Genomic DNA, 13,404 nt, shown 5'->3' on the forward strand with positions numbered 1-13,404 from the left:
ATGGCGCGTTTGGTCATCGGGCAAAAACACGGGTACGAGGGCGATCAGTCCTCGAGCCGCGCGAGCTGGAACACGCCCCATGCCACGCCGAGGGCGGGCATCAGCTACGGCGGCAGGATGGCGCTCTCCTTCGCCCTGACCTCGCTGGTGACGGTTATGATCTTGGCCTCCGTGGTCATGGTGGTCTGGGGCGGTGCGTTCTCGGACTACACCCGTGCGAACGTCGAGGAGATCGCGAACGTGGTGGCCGCCAAGATCGCCGAGACGCACCGGGCGGACGGCGGTTGGAAGCGTGAGTCGCTCGCCGCCATTGCCGAGTCCAGCGCCCTGTCCGACGATATTGGCCTGCAGGTCATGGATGCCAACGGCAAGATCTTGTACGACGACACCCTGCCCGCGCGCCACGCCAAAGAGCACAGCCCCGTTTCCACGGCACCCACGGATCCCGAGTCCGCTGTGACGGTCCCCATCATCGCGGCGGATGGCGTGCGCATCGGCGATGCTCGCCTATGGGTGCTCGGCAGCGACGCCTTGCTCACAAAGGCCGATACGGCGTTTCGCGAGCGCACCTTCAACGCCATGGGACTCGCGGCGTTCATCGCCATTTCCATATCGGTCATCGTGGGCTTCTTGGTGTCGCGCATGTTCACCAAGCCTGTGGGCACCATCACCGATACTGCCCGCCGCATCCGCGAGGGCGATCTTTCGGCCCGCACCAACATGCGCGGTGACGATGAGATAGACCAGCTCGGAGAGACCTTTGACGAGATGGCGGCCAATCTCGAGCGCGACCTCAAGCGAGAGCGCCGCCTCACCTCTGACGTGGCGCACGAGCTGCGCACCCCGCTCATGGCCATGCAGGCAACGGTGGAGGCCATGCAGGACGGCGTGTATCCCACCGATGCCGAGCATCTCGAGACCGTCGCCTCCGAGACGCGCCGTCTGGCGCGATTGGTGCAGCAGACGCTCGACCTTTCCCGTCAGGAGAACCACGCCGCGCCGCTGCGCCTGGATCAGGTCGACATCGTCCAGCTCACGCGCACCATCGTGAACAACCAGCACCAGCTCTTCCACAACAAGGGCCTGCACCTGCGCTTTGCCGACGAGATGCAGGGACGCTCCGCGGTGATTACCTGTGATGCGGACATGATTACGCAGTGTGTCATCAACCTCATGAGCAACGCGATGCGCTATACGCCTGAGGACGGTTGGGTCGTGGTGTCGGTCCATGGGGATCGAAAGCACGTGATGGTCTCGGTCTCCGACACGGGCATCGGCATCGCCAAAGACGATTTGGCGCGCATTTTCGGCCGCTTTTGGCGCGCCGATGCGAGCCGCGCCCGCGAGGCCGGCGGCCTGGGCGTGGGCCTGGCGGTGACGAAGACGATCGTGGAGCGCCATCACGGCTTCATCGCCGTCGAGTCCGAGCTCGAAAAGGGCACTACGTTTACGTTACATCTTCCGCGCGAGCAGGAAGAGGAGAAACAGTCTTCTACAATGAGGTGCTAGTCGCGCACGGTGGCGGGGAGCGAGGAGTTCAGCGCCATCCGCACGGCGCAACGGCTGGCGCCGGGTGGTCCCGGCGTCGTATCACAGCGTTAAGGAGAGGGCGTTTATGACAGCAATGGAGCTTCGGCCAGATTCCCAGGGTAAGGTTCGCGACATCTATGATGCGGGCGATTCGTTGCTCATGGTCGCTTCGGACCGCATTTCGGCATTCGATTACATCCTGCCCGACGAGATCCCCTATAAAGGGGAGGTTCTGAGCCGCATCTCGGCATTCTGGTTCGAGAAGCTCGCCGATGTCGTGCCGAACCATCTGGTGTCTATGGATCCGCACGACTTTCCCGCGGAGTTCTTGCCCTATGAGGAGTATCTTTCCGGTCGCGCGATGCTGGTGCGCAAAGCCGAACCCATCAAGATCGAGTGCGTGGTCCGCGGTTATCTCACAGGGTCGATCAAGGAGGCGTATGATGCGACGGGGGAGGTCGACGGCATCGCGCTGCCGGCCGGCCTGGTCGAGGCCTCGCCGCTGCCTGAGCCCCTGTTCACCCCGTCTACCAAAGCCGACGTGGGAGACCATGATGAGAACATCTCCTATGAGAGGTGTGTCGAGCTCATCGGCGAGGACTTGGCAAGCCAGATTCGAGATCTGTCGATCAGCCTGTACACGGAGGCCTCGAGCTATGCCCGAACGAGAGGCATCATCATCGCGGACACCAAGTTCGAATTCGGCATCATCGATGGCCGTGTCACGCTGATCGACGAGTGCCTCACCCCTGATTCCAGCCGATTCTGGGATGCCGCCTCCTATGAGGAGGGCAAGGTTCAGCCCGGCTACGATAAGCAGTACGTGCGCGATTGGCTCAAGGACAATTGGGATTTCACGGGCGAGCCGCCGCGCCTGCCGTCTGAGGTTATTGAGAGAACATCGGCACGGTATCGCGATGCATATGAGATTATTACTGGTAGCACATTTTTGCCCATGGCATCCAAGAAGGAGCGATCGAGTGAGTACCAGAAGCGCAAACAACAAGCGTAATCAGGAGAAATTGCAGGGCGCGTCCGGCTCCGGCATGGCCCGCAAGTCGACCTCTTCCGCCAAGCCCGTCCGTCCCGCGGGCGGTTCGGTCCGCGTGGTCCCGGCAACCGCTAAGGCCAAGCGCGCCGCCGCCGAGCGCGGTGAGGATCTCTCCAACCTGTCCAAGGAGGAGAAGAAGGCCCGCAAGGCCGAGCTGCGCCGTGAGGAGGACCGCATTTACACCGCGTCCAGCCAGCTCATGAAGGAGGACGAGGATTATTCGCGGTATCGCCGCATCTGGTGGGTCCTGCTTGTCATCGGCATCCTGGCGCTTATCGGCACCTGGGTGCTTCTGGCCGTTCTCGGCCAGGATGGCATGGCCGACAAGGGCGCCCAGACCGCGCAGTTTGCCCTGATTGTGGCCGCCTACGCTGCGATCATCGTCGCCTTTATCTTCGACTTCATCAAGATTCGCCCGATCCGCAACGCCTGCCGCGATAAGGCCGCTGGCATGACCGCCGCCAAGCTCGACGACGTCATTGCCCGCTCCATGGCGCCCAAGGACAAGAAGCAGGGCAAGTAGCATATGTTCAAGGCCGAACTTACCGTGGAGGATGCCCGCGCCGGCATGCTCAAGCTGCAGCCCAAGATCGAGCGCTATGCCGACCTGATCGTTCGCAAGGGCGTGAACGTCGAGGCGGGGCAGGAGGTTGTCATCCAGGCTCCGGTCGAGGTTGCGCCGTTCGTGCGTACGCTGGTGGCACGTGCGTATGCCGCCGGCGCCGGCCACGTGACTGTGATTTGGAGCGACGACGAGATTGCGCGTTTGACGTATGAGAACGTCGAGGCTTCCTGGTTCGAAACGGTTCCTTCCTGGCAGCGCGAGCAGCTCGATTCGCTTGCCGAGGGCGGTGCGTGCTTCATCTTTGTCGAGGGTGCGGACCCCGAGGCCCTCAAGGGCATCGATCCGGCCAAGCCCGCGGCTGCCTCCAAGGCGCGCAACACCCAGTGCAAGGCATATCGCCGTGGCATGGATTTCAACATCAACTCGTGGTGTATCGCCGGCGCTCCGGTGGTCGCTTGGGCCCGCCGCGTGTATCCGGGCGTTGAGGACGAGGTCGCCGTGTATCGTCTGTGGTGCGCGATCCTCTCCGTTGCCCGCGCGGACGGCGATGATCCCGAGTCCGCATGGGAGCTGCACGACGCCACGTTCGAGAAGAACTTGCGGCTGTTGAACGACCGTCACTTTGATCGTTTGCATTACACCTCGGCCAACGGCACCGACCTGTGGGTTGGTATGACCGACCGCCATGTGTGGGAGGGCGGCTCGAGCGTGACGCCCGAGGGGCGCGAGTTCTCGCCGAACATCCCCACGGAGGAGGTGTTTACCTCGCCGGATTGCGACCGTGTGGACGGCATCGTGTATTCGGCCCTGCCGCTCGTGCGCCACGGCAACAAGATCGACCGCTTCTGGCTGCGTTTTGAGAGCGGCAGCGTTGTGGAGTTCGATGCCGAGGTTGGCCGCGATACGCTTGAGAGTATTCTTGAGACTGACGAGGGCGCGCGTCGCCTGGGTGAGGTTGCGCTGATCTCGAAGAACACGCCGATCCGCGAGACGGGCATTCTGTTCTACGACACGCTGTACGACGAGAACGCGAGTTGTCACCTGGCGCTTGGGTCTGCTTTCCCCGAGTGCTACGAGGGCGGCTGCGATCTGTTTGCCGAGGAGTTGCGTCGCCGCGGCCTGAACAAGAGTGCCGCGCACGTCGACTTTATGATCGGTGCCGACGACCTGGACATTACGGGTATCACGGCCGATGGCGAAGAGGTCCCGATCTTCGTGAACGGTCAGTGGACCTGGGAATAGAGATAGACCTCGGACTCGGGTTCCCGCCTGGCACGTCCTGGCATGGCGGCAGGCTTGGAAGTCGAGTTAAGCTTGGGATTGATTTTTGGCCGCCGGTGTTAAGCCGGTGGCCTTTTTCTGTTTGAGAACCGGTGGCCTTTTTTATGCGAGGTTCGTTCGTGCGAGATGCGCATCGGGCGCGTTGTCCGGCAGACCCGGTCTTGGTTGGGCTTTTGGCTGGGCGCACCTTACGGGAGAAATCGGACCGACCGTAACGAAGTTGAGGTTTTTCGTATTGAATACCGGTTGTGCCGAGTAGGTGCATATGGAGTGATGCTAAAAGCGCAGGTCACAAGATGGTTGAAAACTTGCCTACTCGATGAATTGCGATACGAGTACGAAAAACCTCATCCACTTACAGGCTGACGGCTGCGCGGGCCTCATCCCGCTGCGGTGCTGTGCCCTTATGGGACTCCGCTGGGGAACTTTTGCGCGTTTCCGTGCGCTCTACGCCCTTAATTGGGTTCGAGTTCATGCAGCGCTTCGCCGGAAAACACCTTCGCGTTTCCTCGGCTACGCGCTTCTGGCGGGGTGGAATCCATGCGAGGTAAACAAAAACGCGAGGGGCTCAGAGCCTCTCGCGTTCATGTTCAAGGGTGGGTCATCAGGGGTTCGAACCCTGGGCCTTGGGATTAAAAGTCCCCTGCTCTGCCAGCTGAGCTAATGACCCGCGTGCTGCATTGTACCACGGTCGGCAGCTATGGCATCGCGTGTCTCGGCAAATGGGGGTGTCCGTGCATTGCGGTTTTATTTCGGTGCCGCTGTCGAGACGGGCAAGTCCGTGGCGCGTTCGTTTGAATGAAGGGCTGATTGCAGAGACACTGAAGTGCCTAATGCATAAAAATCCTACTCCATAGCCAAATTACGAATATAAATTATTTACTACGCGAAACTCTGCAAAGTCGCGTACAATACCCCGAGACCATACGGCCTTTAAGCCGGTACCGAGAGACCGAAAAGGAGACGAGATGGGTTTGAATCGCCCTGCGGACGTGTGTGCGCCCGCGCCTTCGCGCGCTGATGCGAGCCCCCTGGCCCAGCGCATCATGGCATCCACTTCAAAAGGAAATACCAGCCCGGCAGTGCTGCTGCTTGCCGACGGCACCGTGTTCTACGGCCGCTCTTGCGGCGCTGCGGGCACGGCGACCGGCGAGGTTTGCTTCAACACCTCGCTCGAGGGCTACTTCGAGGTCATGACCGACCCGAGCTACGCCGGCCAGATCGTGACCATGACCTATCCGCAGATCGGCAACTACGGCATCGACCTCGCCGATGTACAGAGCGCCTTCCCCGGCGACGGCTCGCGTCCCGCGAATGCCCCGGCGATGCGCGCCATGGTCGTGCGCGACATGTGCCCCACGCCTTCCAACTGGCGTAGCGCAATGAGCGTTCCTGCATATCTGCAGAAGCTCGGCATCGTTGCCATCGAGGGTGTCGATGCGCGCGCCCTCGTCCAGCACCTGCGCGACAACGGTGCCCAGATGGGCATCGTCTCGACCGAGGAGTTCGATCTGGACGAGCTCGCCTCCCGCCTGGCCGCCGCGCCCCAGCTGGTGGGGGAGAACCTCGTGAAGACCGTGAGCTGCCCCGAGCCTCATCCCTTTACCGCGGCAGACTTGCCTGCTGCCCATGATTTTTCCCTGACCTCCCCGGCGGGTGAGGGGGCCGCGAATCCGGCTGTGCATCGCGTGGTCGCCTACGACTGCGGCGTGAAGCGCGGCATCCTCGAGGGCCTTGTCCGCGCCGGGTGCGAGCTCACCGTCGTGCCATGGGACACCCCCGCCTCCGAGGTGCTTGCGATGAACCCCGATGGCGTCTTCCTCTCCAACGGCCCCGGCGACCCGGACGCTGTTCCCGAGACGTACACGCAGGTGCAGCAGCTCATCGGCCGTGTGCCCGTATTCGGTATCTGCCTGGGCCACCAGATGATTAGCCTGGCCGCCGGCGCGCAGATCGAAAAGCTCAAGTTCGGTCATCGCGGCGGCAATCAGCCGGTCATGAACCTCCTCACGCGTCGCGTGGAGATCACCGCGCAAAACCACGGCTTCGGCCTGGTGTTCCCCAGCCTGGGCGCCCTCGTGCCCGAGCTGTCCGGCGGCGTTGCCGAGCATCCGGCCGATGGCGACCTGCGTTTCTGGGTTGAGCGCGGCATCGCGCCGGTGGTGGAGAACGAGCGCTTCGGCCGTATCCGCCTCACGCATGTGAACCTCAACGACGGCACCGCCGAGGGCATCCAGCTCCTCGACGCCCCGTGTTTCAGCGTGCAGTATCACCCGGAGGCCTCGCCCGGCCCCACCGACGCGCACTACCTGTTCACCGCGTTCGCGCGCCTCATGGCGGGTGAGCCGGATTATCTGAGCATCGATATCGCCGCCGACCGCCTTGCCGGCTGGAATTTTGCAACGGAGGAGAACTAGCATGCCCAAGCGCGAAGACATCAAACGCATCCTGGTCATCGGGTCCGGCCCGATCGTCATCGGCCAGGCGTGCGAGTTCGACTATTCCGGTGCCCAGGCCTGCAAGGTCCTCAAGGAGGACGGTTACGAGGTTGTCCTGGTCAACTCGAACCCTGCGACCATCATGACCGACCCCGGCCTCGCCGACCGTACCTATGTGGAGCCCATCACGCCGGAGTTCATCGAGCGCGTTATCGAGCGCGAGCGCCCCGACGCGCTGCTGCCCACGCTCGGCGGCCAGACCGGCCTGAACGCCGCCGTCGACCTCGCCCGTTCCGGCGTGCTCGAGCGCTACGGCGTTGAAATGATCGGCTGCGACCTCGCCGCGATCGAGCGTGGCGAGGACCGCAAGCTCTTCAACGAGGCCATGGCCGAACTCGGCCTCGAGGTGGCGCGCTCCGGTTACGCCTACTCCGTCGAGGACGCCCTGGCGATCGTCGAGCGTACGGGCTATCCGTGCGTGCTGCGCCCGAGCTTCACCATGGGCGGCGCGGGCGGCGGCATCGCTCATGACGAGGCCGAGCTCATCCAGATCGTGACCCAGGGCCTCGAGCTGTCCCCGGCGGGCGAGGTGCTCGTCGAGGAATCGATCGAGGGCTGGAAGGAATACGAGATGGAGGTCATGCGCGACCGCGCCGGCAACGGCATCATCGTGTGCTCCATCGAGAACCTCGACCCCATGGGCGTGCACACGGGCGACTCCATCACCGTCGCCCCTGCGCAGACCCTGTCCGATCTCGAGTACCAGCGCATGCGCGCCGCCTCCCTGGCGATTTTGGAGAAGATCGGCGTCGAGACGGGCGGCTCGAACGTGCAGTTCGCGGTCAACCCCCAAAACGGACGCCTCATCGTCATCGAGATGAACCCGCGCGTGAGCCGCTCCTCGGCCCTCGCCTCCAAGGCCACGGGCTTCCCCATTGCCAAGGCCGCCGCGCGTCTTGCCGTGGGCTATACCCTCGATGAGATCACCAACGACATCACTCGCGCCACGCCGGCGTGCTTCGAGCCGTCGATCGACTACTGCGTGGTCAAGGTGCCCCGCTTCGCCTTTGAGAAGTTCAAGGGCACCGACACGACGCTCACCACGCGCATGAAGGCCGTGGGCGAGGTCATGGCGATCGGCCGCACGTTCGAAGAGTCGTTTGGCAAGGCCATGCGCTCGCTCGAGGACGGGGCCTGCGGCTTCGGCGTGAACGCGAAGGGCGCGGGCGAGCTGGCATCCCTGGATGAGGACGACCTCGCGGCGGCTGTGTCCCGTGCGAGCGAGGGGCGCATCGCCTATGTCGCCGAGGCGCTGCGTCGCGGCTGGAGCGTGGAGCGCCTGTACGACGCCACGCGCATCGATCCGTGGTTCCTCGACCGCTTGCACGACATGATCGCCGTGCAGGAGGCGGTGCGCGGCTTGCGCGTGGAGGACATCGACGCCGACTCAATGCGCCTGCTCAAGCAGTACGGCACGAGCGATGCCCAGATCGCGCTGCTGACCGGCAGCGATGAGCGCTTCGTCCGCGCGTATCGCAAGGGGCTGGGCGTGGTGCCGAGCATGAAGACGGTCGATACGTGCGCCGCCGAGTTCGAGAGCGCCACGGAGTACCACTACAAGACGTACGAGAACCTCATGCGCCCGGCTCCCGCTGCGCGCCGTGGCGTGGCTGCCGACGAGGTGCGTTCCTGTGAAAAGCCCAAGGTCATGATCTTGGGCGCGGGTCCCAACCGCATTGGCCAGGGCATCGAGTTCGACTACTGCTGCGTGCACGCCTGCTACGAGTTGGCCGAGCGCGGATTCGAGACCATCATGGTCAACTGCAACCCCGAGACCGTGTCCACCGACTACGACACCTCCGACCGCCTGTATTTCGAGCCGGTCACCTATGAGGACGTGATGGACATCGTGGATGCCGAACGCCCCGCGGGCGTGATCACCACGCTGGGCGGTCAGACGCCGGTCAACCTCACGCGCGCGCTGGCCGAGAGCGGCGTGAAGATCATGGGCACGCAGCCCGACGCCATCGATTTTGCCGAGGACCGCGAGCGCTTCTCGGCGCTCCTCGACCGACTGGGCATCATGTATCCGCCGGCGGGCATGGCGACCTCGTTCGAGGAGGCCGAGGCCGTGGCGGCGCAGATCGGCTATCCGCTGCTCGTGCGTCCGAGTTACGTGCTCGGCGGGCGCGGCATGATGATCGCCTACGACGCCGAGCGCTTGCGCGAGTACATGGCCGAGGCCACGCGCGTGAGCCCCGACCACCCCATCTACCTGGATCGCTTCCTCGAGGGTGCGTATGAGAGCGACGTCGATGCCCTGTGTGACGGTGAGAACGTCTACATCGGGGGCATCTTGGAGCATATCGAGGAGGCGGGCATCCATTCCGGCGACTCGGCCACGTGCATCCCGCCGTTCTCCTTCTCCGAGTCCCTGCAGGAAAAGCTGCGTGAGACGACGCGCCGCATCGCGCTGGCGCTCGGCGCGCGTGGCTTGGTGAACGTGCAATATGCGGTTAAGGGCGACGCCATCTACGTGATCGAGGCGAACCCGCGCGCGAGCCGTACCGTGCCGTTCATCTCCAAGGCGACGGGCGTGCCGCTGGCCCGCTGTGCCGCCCGTATCATGGCCGGCGCCGCTCTGAGCGACCTGGACCTGCCGGATGATCGTCGCAAGCTCGATTACTTCTGCATGAAGGAAGCCGTGATGCCGTGGGGTCGCTTCCCCGGTGCCGAGGTCATCTTGGGGCCCGAGATGAAGTCGACGGGCGAGGTCATGGGCATCGCCAAGAGCTACCCCGAGGCGTACGCAAAAACGCAGCTGGCAATCGATTACCAGCTGCCGACGCCCAAGGACGGCCGCGTGTTCATCTCGGTGTGCGACCGTGACAAGCGCCATATCCTGAGCCTCGCGCGCATCCTGCGCTACCTGGGATTCGAGATCGTGTCCACCGAGGGAACGGCGCGCGTGCTACGCGGCGGCAACGTGCCGTGCGAGATCGTGGGCAAGGTTGGGGCCTCGAGTTCGGAGGACGGTGGTTCCTCGATCCTCGACCTCATCGCCGGCGGGGAGATCGCGTTCATCGTGAACATCCCCTACGGCCCGGGTTCGCGCGGCGACGGATACGTGCTTCGCACCGAGGCCGTGCGCCGCGGGGTGACCTGCCTGACGGCGCTTTCCGCCGCCAACGCGTACATCGCTGCGCTCGAGGCCCGTCAGTCGGGCGACGGCATGGAGGTCGTGGCGCTGCAGGACCTGGCGTAGGCCGCGGCGGCAAAGTCGCCGGTGCGGTAAGCGTTGCGGGCCGGTTTCATAGTGCGGGGGAGGGGTCTTCCTCGAGGAGGGGTGCTTCGGGCTCAGGGCCGGGCACCCCTTTTGCATGGCGAGGTCGCGTTTGCCCTAAATGTGAAGATGTGGGTTAAAACCGGTCATATCGAGTCACTTTACAAACCGCTGACAGAAAAAAAATGGGGGGGGGTTGCTTAGGCTCTTTGGGAGCGATTCGAAGGAACGGTGCGAAAAGGGGAACGTCTCTTCATCAATAAAGTAACGACATGATAGCTCTGGCAGCTCAACGAACCTCTTGAGTTGAGCGTGTGAAAGCCGCTTGAGCTGCGCCCGCTCGCAAGCCCCTCATCTGCGACGATAAAAAACCAGGCACAGGCTCTAAAAGTGACACCCCTGACACAAATTGATAGCTGCCAGGTAGAGATAAGGTGTTATGGTTCTCGGGTGCAAGTCAGGCTGGATGACGTGTGTAGATGCGAATCTGGCCTCCTCATGCGGGCGCGCGCTGAGCGTCCGCCGCAGTGCGGAGGCCGCGGCGCAGGCGTCCATCCTGGGGCAGATGCGTATTTCGGGGAGGTGCGCCAACATGAGCAAACGAGTCCGGGTCAATATTCCGGGTGTCCGGGTCAACGAGACCGGTTGCCGTGTGCTGCGCATCATTGCCGAGCGCTCCGGCTGTGAGCACGGCCGCCGCTGCGCCGAGGTTCAGCTCGCCCATCGCGATATCGCCCAGGCCGCCGCGGTCAGCGTTCCGACGGTGATTCGAACCCTCGCCGCGCTGCGCGATTGCGAGCTCGTCATCGTTCGCGACAACGTTCAGCCCAACGGTGCCCGCCTGCCGAACGGCTATGAATTGACCGCATTGGGCCTGGAGGTCATCCGCATGGCCGAGGAACTCGGGACCTTCGCGGAATAGCGCCTCCAATCGCGTGTGAAATGGGCTGAGAGCGGTCTCCCCCTCGTGCCAGTAGGTATACTAAAGCCACTACCACCGCGACTCCCTGGAGGCACCATGGAAACCACTGCAACTGAAAAGGCCCCGCTCGTCGGTATCATCATGGGCTCTAAGTCCGACCTTCCCGTCATGGAGGGCTGCACCGCCGAACTTGAGCGCCTGGGCGTTCCCTACGAGCTGGTCATCGCCAGCGCGCACCGCAATCCCGCGCAGGTGCACGAGTGGGCGGAGACCGCTGCCGACCGCGGCATCAAGGTGATCGTGGCGGCTGCCGGCAAGGCCGCGCATCTCGGTGGCGTCGTTGCCGCCTTCACCCCGCTGCCGGTCATCGGCGTGCCCATGAAGACGAGCGACCTGGGTGGCCTGGACTCCCTGCTCTCCATGGTGCAGATGCCCTCCGGCGTGCCCGTGGCCTGCGTTGCCATCAATGGCGCCAAGAACGCGGCCATTTTCGCCACGCAGATCCTCGGCGCCACCATGCCCGAGTATCGCGAGGCCATCGCTCAGCTCAAGCGTGAGATGGCGGAGGCGTAGAGGCGTATGGCGAGCGAAGGGGGAAAGCACTTCAAACCTAAAGGCCAGCCCGCGCCCGGCCCCGGTGGGGTTCAGGCGCCGCGACCGGTGAGCTCGCGGCCCGTTCCCCCGTCGCCGTACGCGCGACCTGTGCACGGAGCGCAGGCGGACGCTTCCGCTTCGTCCGCGTATCGCGCGCCTCGGGGCGGTAAGTCCGGACGTTCCGGCAAGCGCCGCGGCAACGTACTCTCCAACATCCTGATTGCGGTGGGCGTGGCGTTGCTTCTCGTGGCGGGCGGCCTGTTCGTCAAGGCGCAGATCGGCTACAAGAAGGCCAATGATTACTACAACGGCATCGCCGAGATGGCCGTGAAGGATTCCTCGGGCGAGGACGGCATCCCCCAGATCGATTTCGACGCGCTCAAAAAAGAGAGCGACGATATCGTGGGTTGGATCTACGTCCCCGGAACGCGCATCAATTACGTGGTCGCGCAGGGCGAGACGAACAACACCTACCTGCGTCATCTGCCCAATGGCGAATACAGCGAGAACGGCACCATCTTCATGGACATGGACGGCACCGCCCCGGGTATGGTCGACCAGCAGACCACCCTGTACGGTCATCACATGAACGACGGCGCCATGTTCGAGCCCATCGATGCGAGCATGGACCAGAAGGTCTTCGACACGTTCAAGAAGGTCTACTACATCACGCCCGAGATGACCTACGTCCTCAAGCCGATGTTCACCATGCAGGTGCAGGACGATTACGTGGACGCCCGCCGTACCAATTTCGATAGCGAGAAGGCCTTTACGCAGTACCTGCAGGCTTCCCTCGCCCAGGCGAAGGCAAGCGCGAAGGATGCCGCCGCCGAGGTGGAGAAGGCCGACAAGGTCCTCACCCTCGTGACGTGTGCCGGCCAGATCATTCCCCGCACCACCCGCGCCGGCATGGTGTGCCGCGTGGTCGACACCATTCCAGCCCAGTAAGCCTCAATTGAGGGGGCCTCAATTGGGGTCAGGGTCTCAATTGGGGCCAGGTGCGAATTGGGACACATGTTGGCCCCAATTGGGGACAGGTACAAATTGAGACATGTTCGCGCCGGCTTGCCGGGGATGCTTCCCCGCTGGCCGGTGCGCTATTTGTAGTCAAGGCGATGTCCCATACGCGCCTGTTCGCGGTTGGGCATTGCCGGAAAGAAAGGATCGACCATGGCAGATATGCCTTCCATCGACGCTTGGCTGCGTGAGGCCAAGGCCGACCCGAGCTTCCGCGCATGCGGAATGTATCTGGTCCATAACGGAACCGTGCGCGAGACGCCCAAGGCCGAGGCGCGCGGCATCGAGACCGATGGCGTCCAGCCCGGCGACAAGGTCACCGGCATGGTGTTCAGCTACGACGAGGCCAAGGTGGCCGCCGCCGTGGAAGAGGCGCGCGCTTTGCCGGGCATTGGCTACGTGCGCGTGTGGCTGAACTCCGGCGAGCTCTCCGTGGGCGACGACATCATGCTCGTGCTCATCGGCGGCGACATTCGCCCGCGCGTGATCGACGGTCTGCAGCACCTGGTTGCGACCATCAAGAACACCTGCGTCGTGGAGCGCGAGCTCTCCGAGTAGCGGGCCGTGATGGTTTGCGGTCTGGTTTCCGGTCGAGATTTGCCACTCTGCAACAGCGTGGCAAATCTCGACCATTTTTTATGCGCTGCGATTAGAAAAATGGTCGCGAAGTGCCATGGTGCCGGAGCGTAGCAAATCTCGACCATTTCTCATATAGGACGACCA

At 63.4% G+C, this 13,404-nt stretch carries 10 protein-coding genes and 1 tRNA gene; 10 read left to right on the plus strand and 1 reads right to left on the minus strand.

The window, feature by feature from the left end; translation table 11 throughout:
* The 4 genes from AOBCEHNH_RS00435 to AOBCEHNH_RS00450 all read left to right on the plus strand — a co-directional run bounded on the left by AOBCEHNH_RS00435 (position 1) and on the right by AOBCEHNH_RS00450 (position 4,388).
* Entirely contained in the window at positions 1–1,509 is a 1,509-nt protein-coding gene (locus AOBCEHNH_RS00435) for a sensor histidine kinase (RefSeq protein WP_118272274.1), read from the plus strand.
* Between the two features lie 106 nt (positions 1,510–1,615).
* Complete coding sequence (locus AOBCEHNH_RS00440) at positions 1,616–2,542, plus strand: phosphoribosylaminoimidazolesuccinocarboxamide synthase (protein WP_193221129.1); 927 nt, start codon at positions 1,616–1,618, stop codon at positions 2,540–2,542.
* The gene (locus AOBCEHNH_RS00445) at positions 2,511–3,104 is read left to right on the plus strand and encodes a hypothetical protein (protein ID WP_226803164.1); all 594 of its coding nucleotides are present in this window, start codon (positions 2,511–2,513) and stop codon (positions 3,102–3,104) included. Before AOBCEHNH_RS00440 ends, AOBCEHNH_RS00445 begins: the two co-directional genes overlap by 32 nt.
* Positions 3,105–3,107: 3 nt before the next feature.
* Positions 3,108–4,388, plus strand: coding sequence for an aminopeptidase (locus tag AOBCEHNH_RS00450; protein ID WP_152062754.1), 1,281 nt, complete (start codon positions 3,108–3,110; stop codon positions 4,386–4,388).
* A gap of 636 nt (positions 4,389–5,024) precedes the next feature.
* On the opposite strand, the gene AOBCEHNH_RS00455 is transcribed toward AOBCEHNH_RS00450, so the two are convergent.
* Positions 5,025–5,097 (minus strand) — tRNA-Lys (locus tag AOBCEHNH_RS00455).
* Between the two features lie 376 nt (positions 5,098–5,473).
* On the opposite strand from AOBCEHNH_RS00455, the gene carA reads away from it, so the two are divergent.
* The 6 genes from carA (at position 5,474) to AOBCEHNH_RS00485 (ending at position 13,239) form a co-directional block, all read left to right on the plus strand.
* The gene (gene carA, locus AOBCEHNH_RS00460) at positions 5,474–6,844 is read left to right on the plus strand and encodes a glutamine-hydrolyzing carbamoyl-phosphate synthase small subunit (protein WP_152062790.1); all 1,371 of its coding nucleotides are present in this window, start codon (positions 5,474–5,476) and stop codon (positions 6,842–6,844) included.
* 1 nt (position 6,845) lies between these two features.
* Complete coding sequence (carB, locus tag AOBCEHNH_RS00465; protein WP_152062755.1) at positions 6,846–10,130, plus strand: carbamoyl-phosphate synthase large subunit; 3,285 nt, start codon at positions 6,846–6,848, stop codon at positions 10,128–10,130.
* 610 nt (positions 10,131–10,740) lie between these two features.
* The gene (locus AOBCEHNH_RS00470) at positions 10,741–11,070 is read left to right on the plus strand and encodes a hypothetical protein (protein WP_152062756.1); all 330 of its coding nucleotides are present in this window, start codon (positions 10,741–10,743) and stop codon (positions 11,068–11,070) included.
* Positions 11,071–11,166: 96 nt separating this feature from the next.
* Complete coding sequence (gene purE / locus AOBCEHNH_RS00475) at positions 11,167–11,643, plus strand: 5-(carboxyamino)imidazole ribonucleotide mutase (RefSeq protein WP_152062757.1); 477 nt, start codon at positions 11,167–11,169, stop codon at positions 11,641–11,643.
* A gap of 129 nt (positions 11,644–11,772) precedes the next feature.
* The gene (locus AOBCEHNH_RS00480) at positions 11,773–12,612 is read left to right on the plus strand and encodes a class B sortase (protein ID WP_226803165.1); all 840 of its coding nucleotides are present in this window, start codon (positions 11,773–11,775) and stop codon (positions 12,610–12,612) included.
* A 222-nt stretch (positions 12,613–12,834) separates the two neighbouring features.
* The gene (locus AOBCEHNH_RS00485) at positions 12,835–13,239 is read left to right on the plus strand and encodes a molybdenum cofactor biosynthesis protein MoaE (protein WP_152062758.1); all 405 of its coding nucleotides are present in this window, start codon (positions 12,835–12,837) and stop codon (positions 13,237–13,239) included.
* The last annotated feature ends 165 nt before the right edge of the window (positions 13,240–13,404 follow it).

Origin of the sequence: Collinsella intestinalis (assembly GCF_902501455.1) — a bacterium.
Taxonomy (GTDB): Bacteria; Actinomycetota; Coriobacteriia; order Coriobacteriales; family Coriobacteriaceae; genus Collinsella; species Collinsella intestinalis.

Excerpts from the sequence above, each read along its gene's own strand:
- AOBCEHNH_RS00450 (WP_152062754.1), top strand. The coding sequence starts at position 3,108 with ATGTTCAAGGCCGAACTTACCGTGGAGGATGCCCGCGCCGGCATGCTC.
- carB (WP_152062755.1), top strand. The coding sequence starts at position 6,846 with ATGCCCAAGCGCGAAGACATCAAACGCATCCTGGTCATCGGGTCCGGC.
- AOBCEHNH_RS00470 (WP_152062756.1), top strand. The coding sequence starts at position 10,741 with ATGAGCAAACGAGTCCGGGTCAATATTCCGGGTGTCCGGGTCAACGAG.
- AOBCEHNH_RS00485 (WP_152062758.1), top strand. The coding sequence starts at position 12,835 with ATGGCAGATATGCCTTCCATCGACGCTTGGCTGCGTGAGGCCAAGGCC.
- AOBCEHNH_RS00440 (WP_193221129.1), top strand. The coding sequence starts at position 1,616 with ATGACAGCAATGGAGCTTCGGCCAGATTCCCAGGGTAAGGTTCGCGAC.
- AOBCEHNH_RS00435 (WP_118272274.1), top strand. The coding sequence starts at position 1 with ATGGCGCGTTTGGTCATCGGGCAAAAACACGGGTACGAGGGCGATCAG.
- purE (WP_152062757.1), top strand. The coding sequence starts at position 11,167 with ATGGAAACCACTGCAACTGAAAAGGCCCCGCTCGTCGGTATCATCATG.
- carA (WP_152062790.1), top strand. The coding sequence starts at position 5,474 with ATGGCATCCACTTCAAAAGGAAATACCAGCCCGGCAGTGCTGCTGCTT.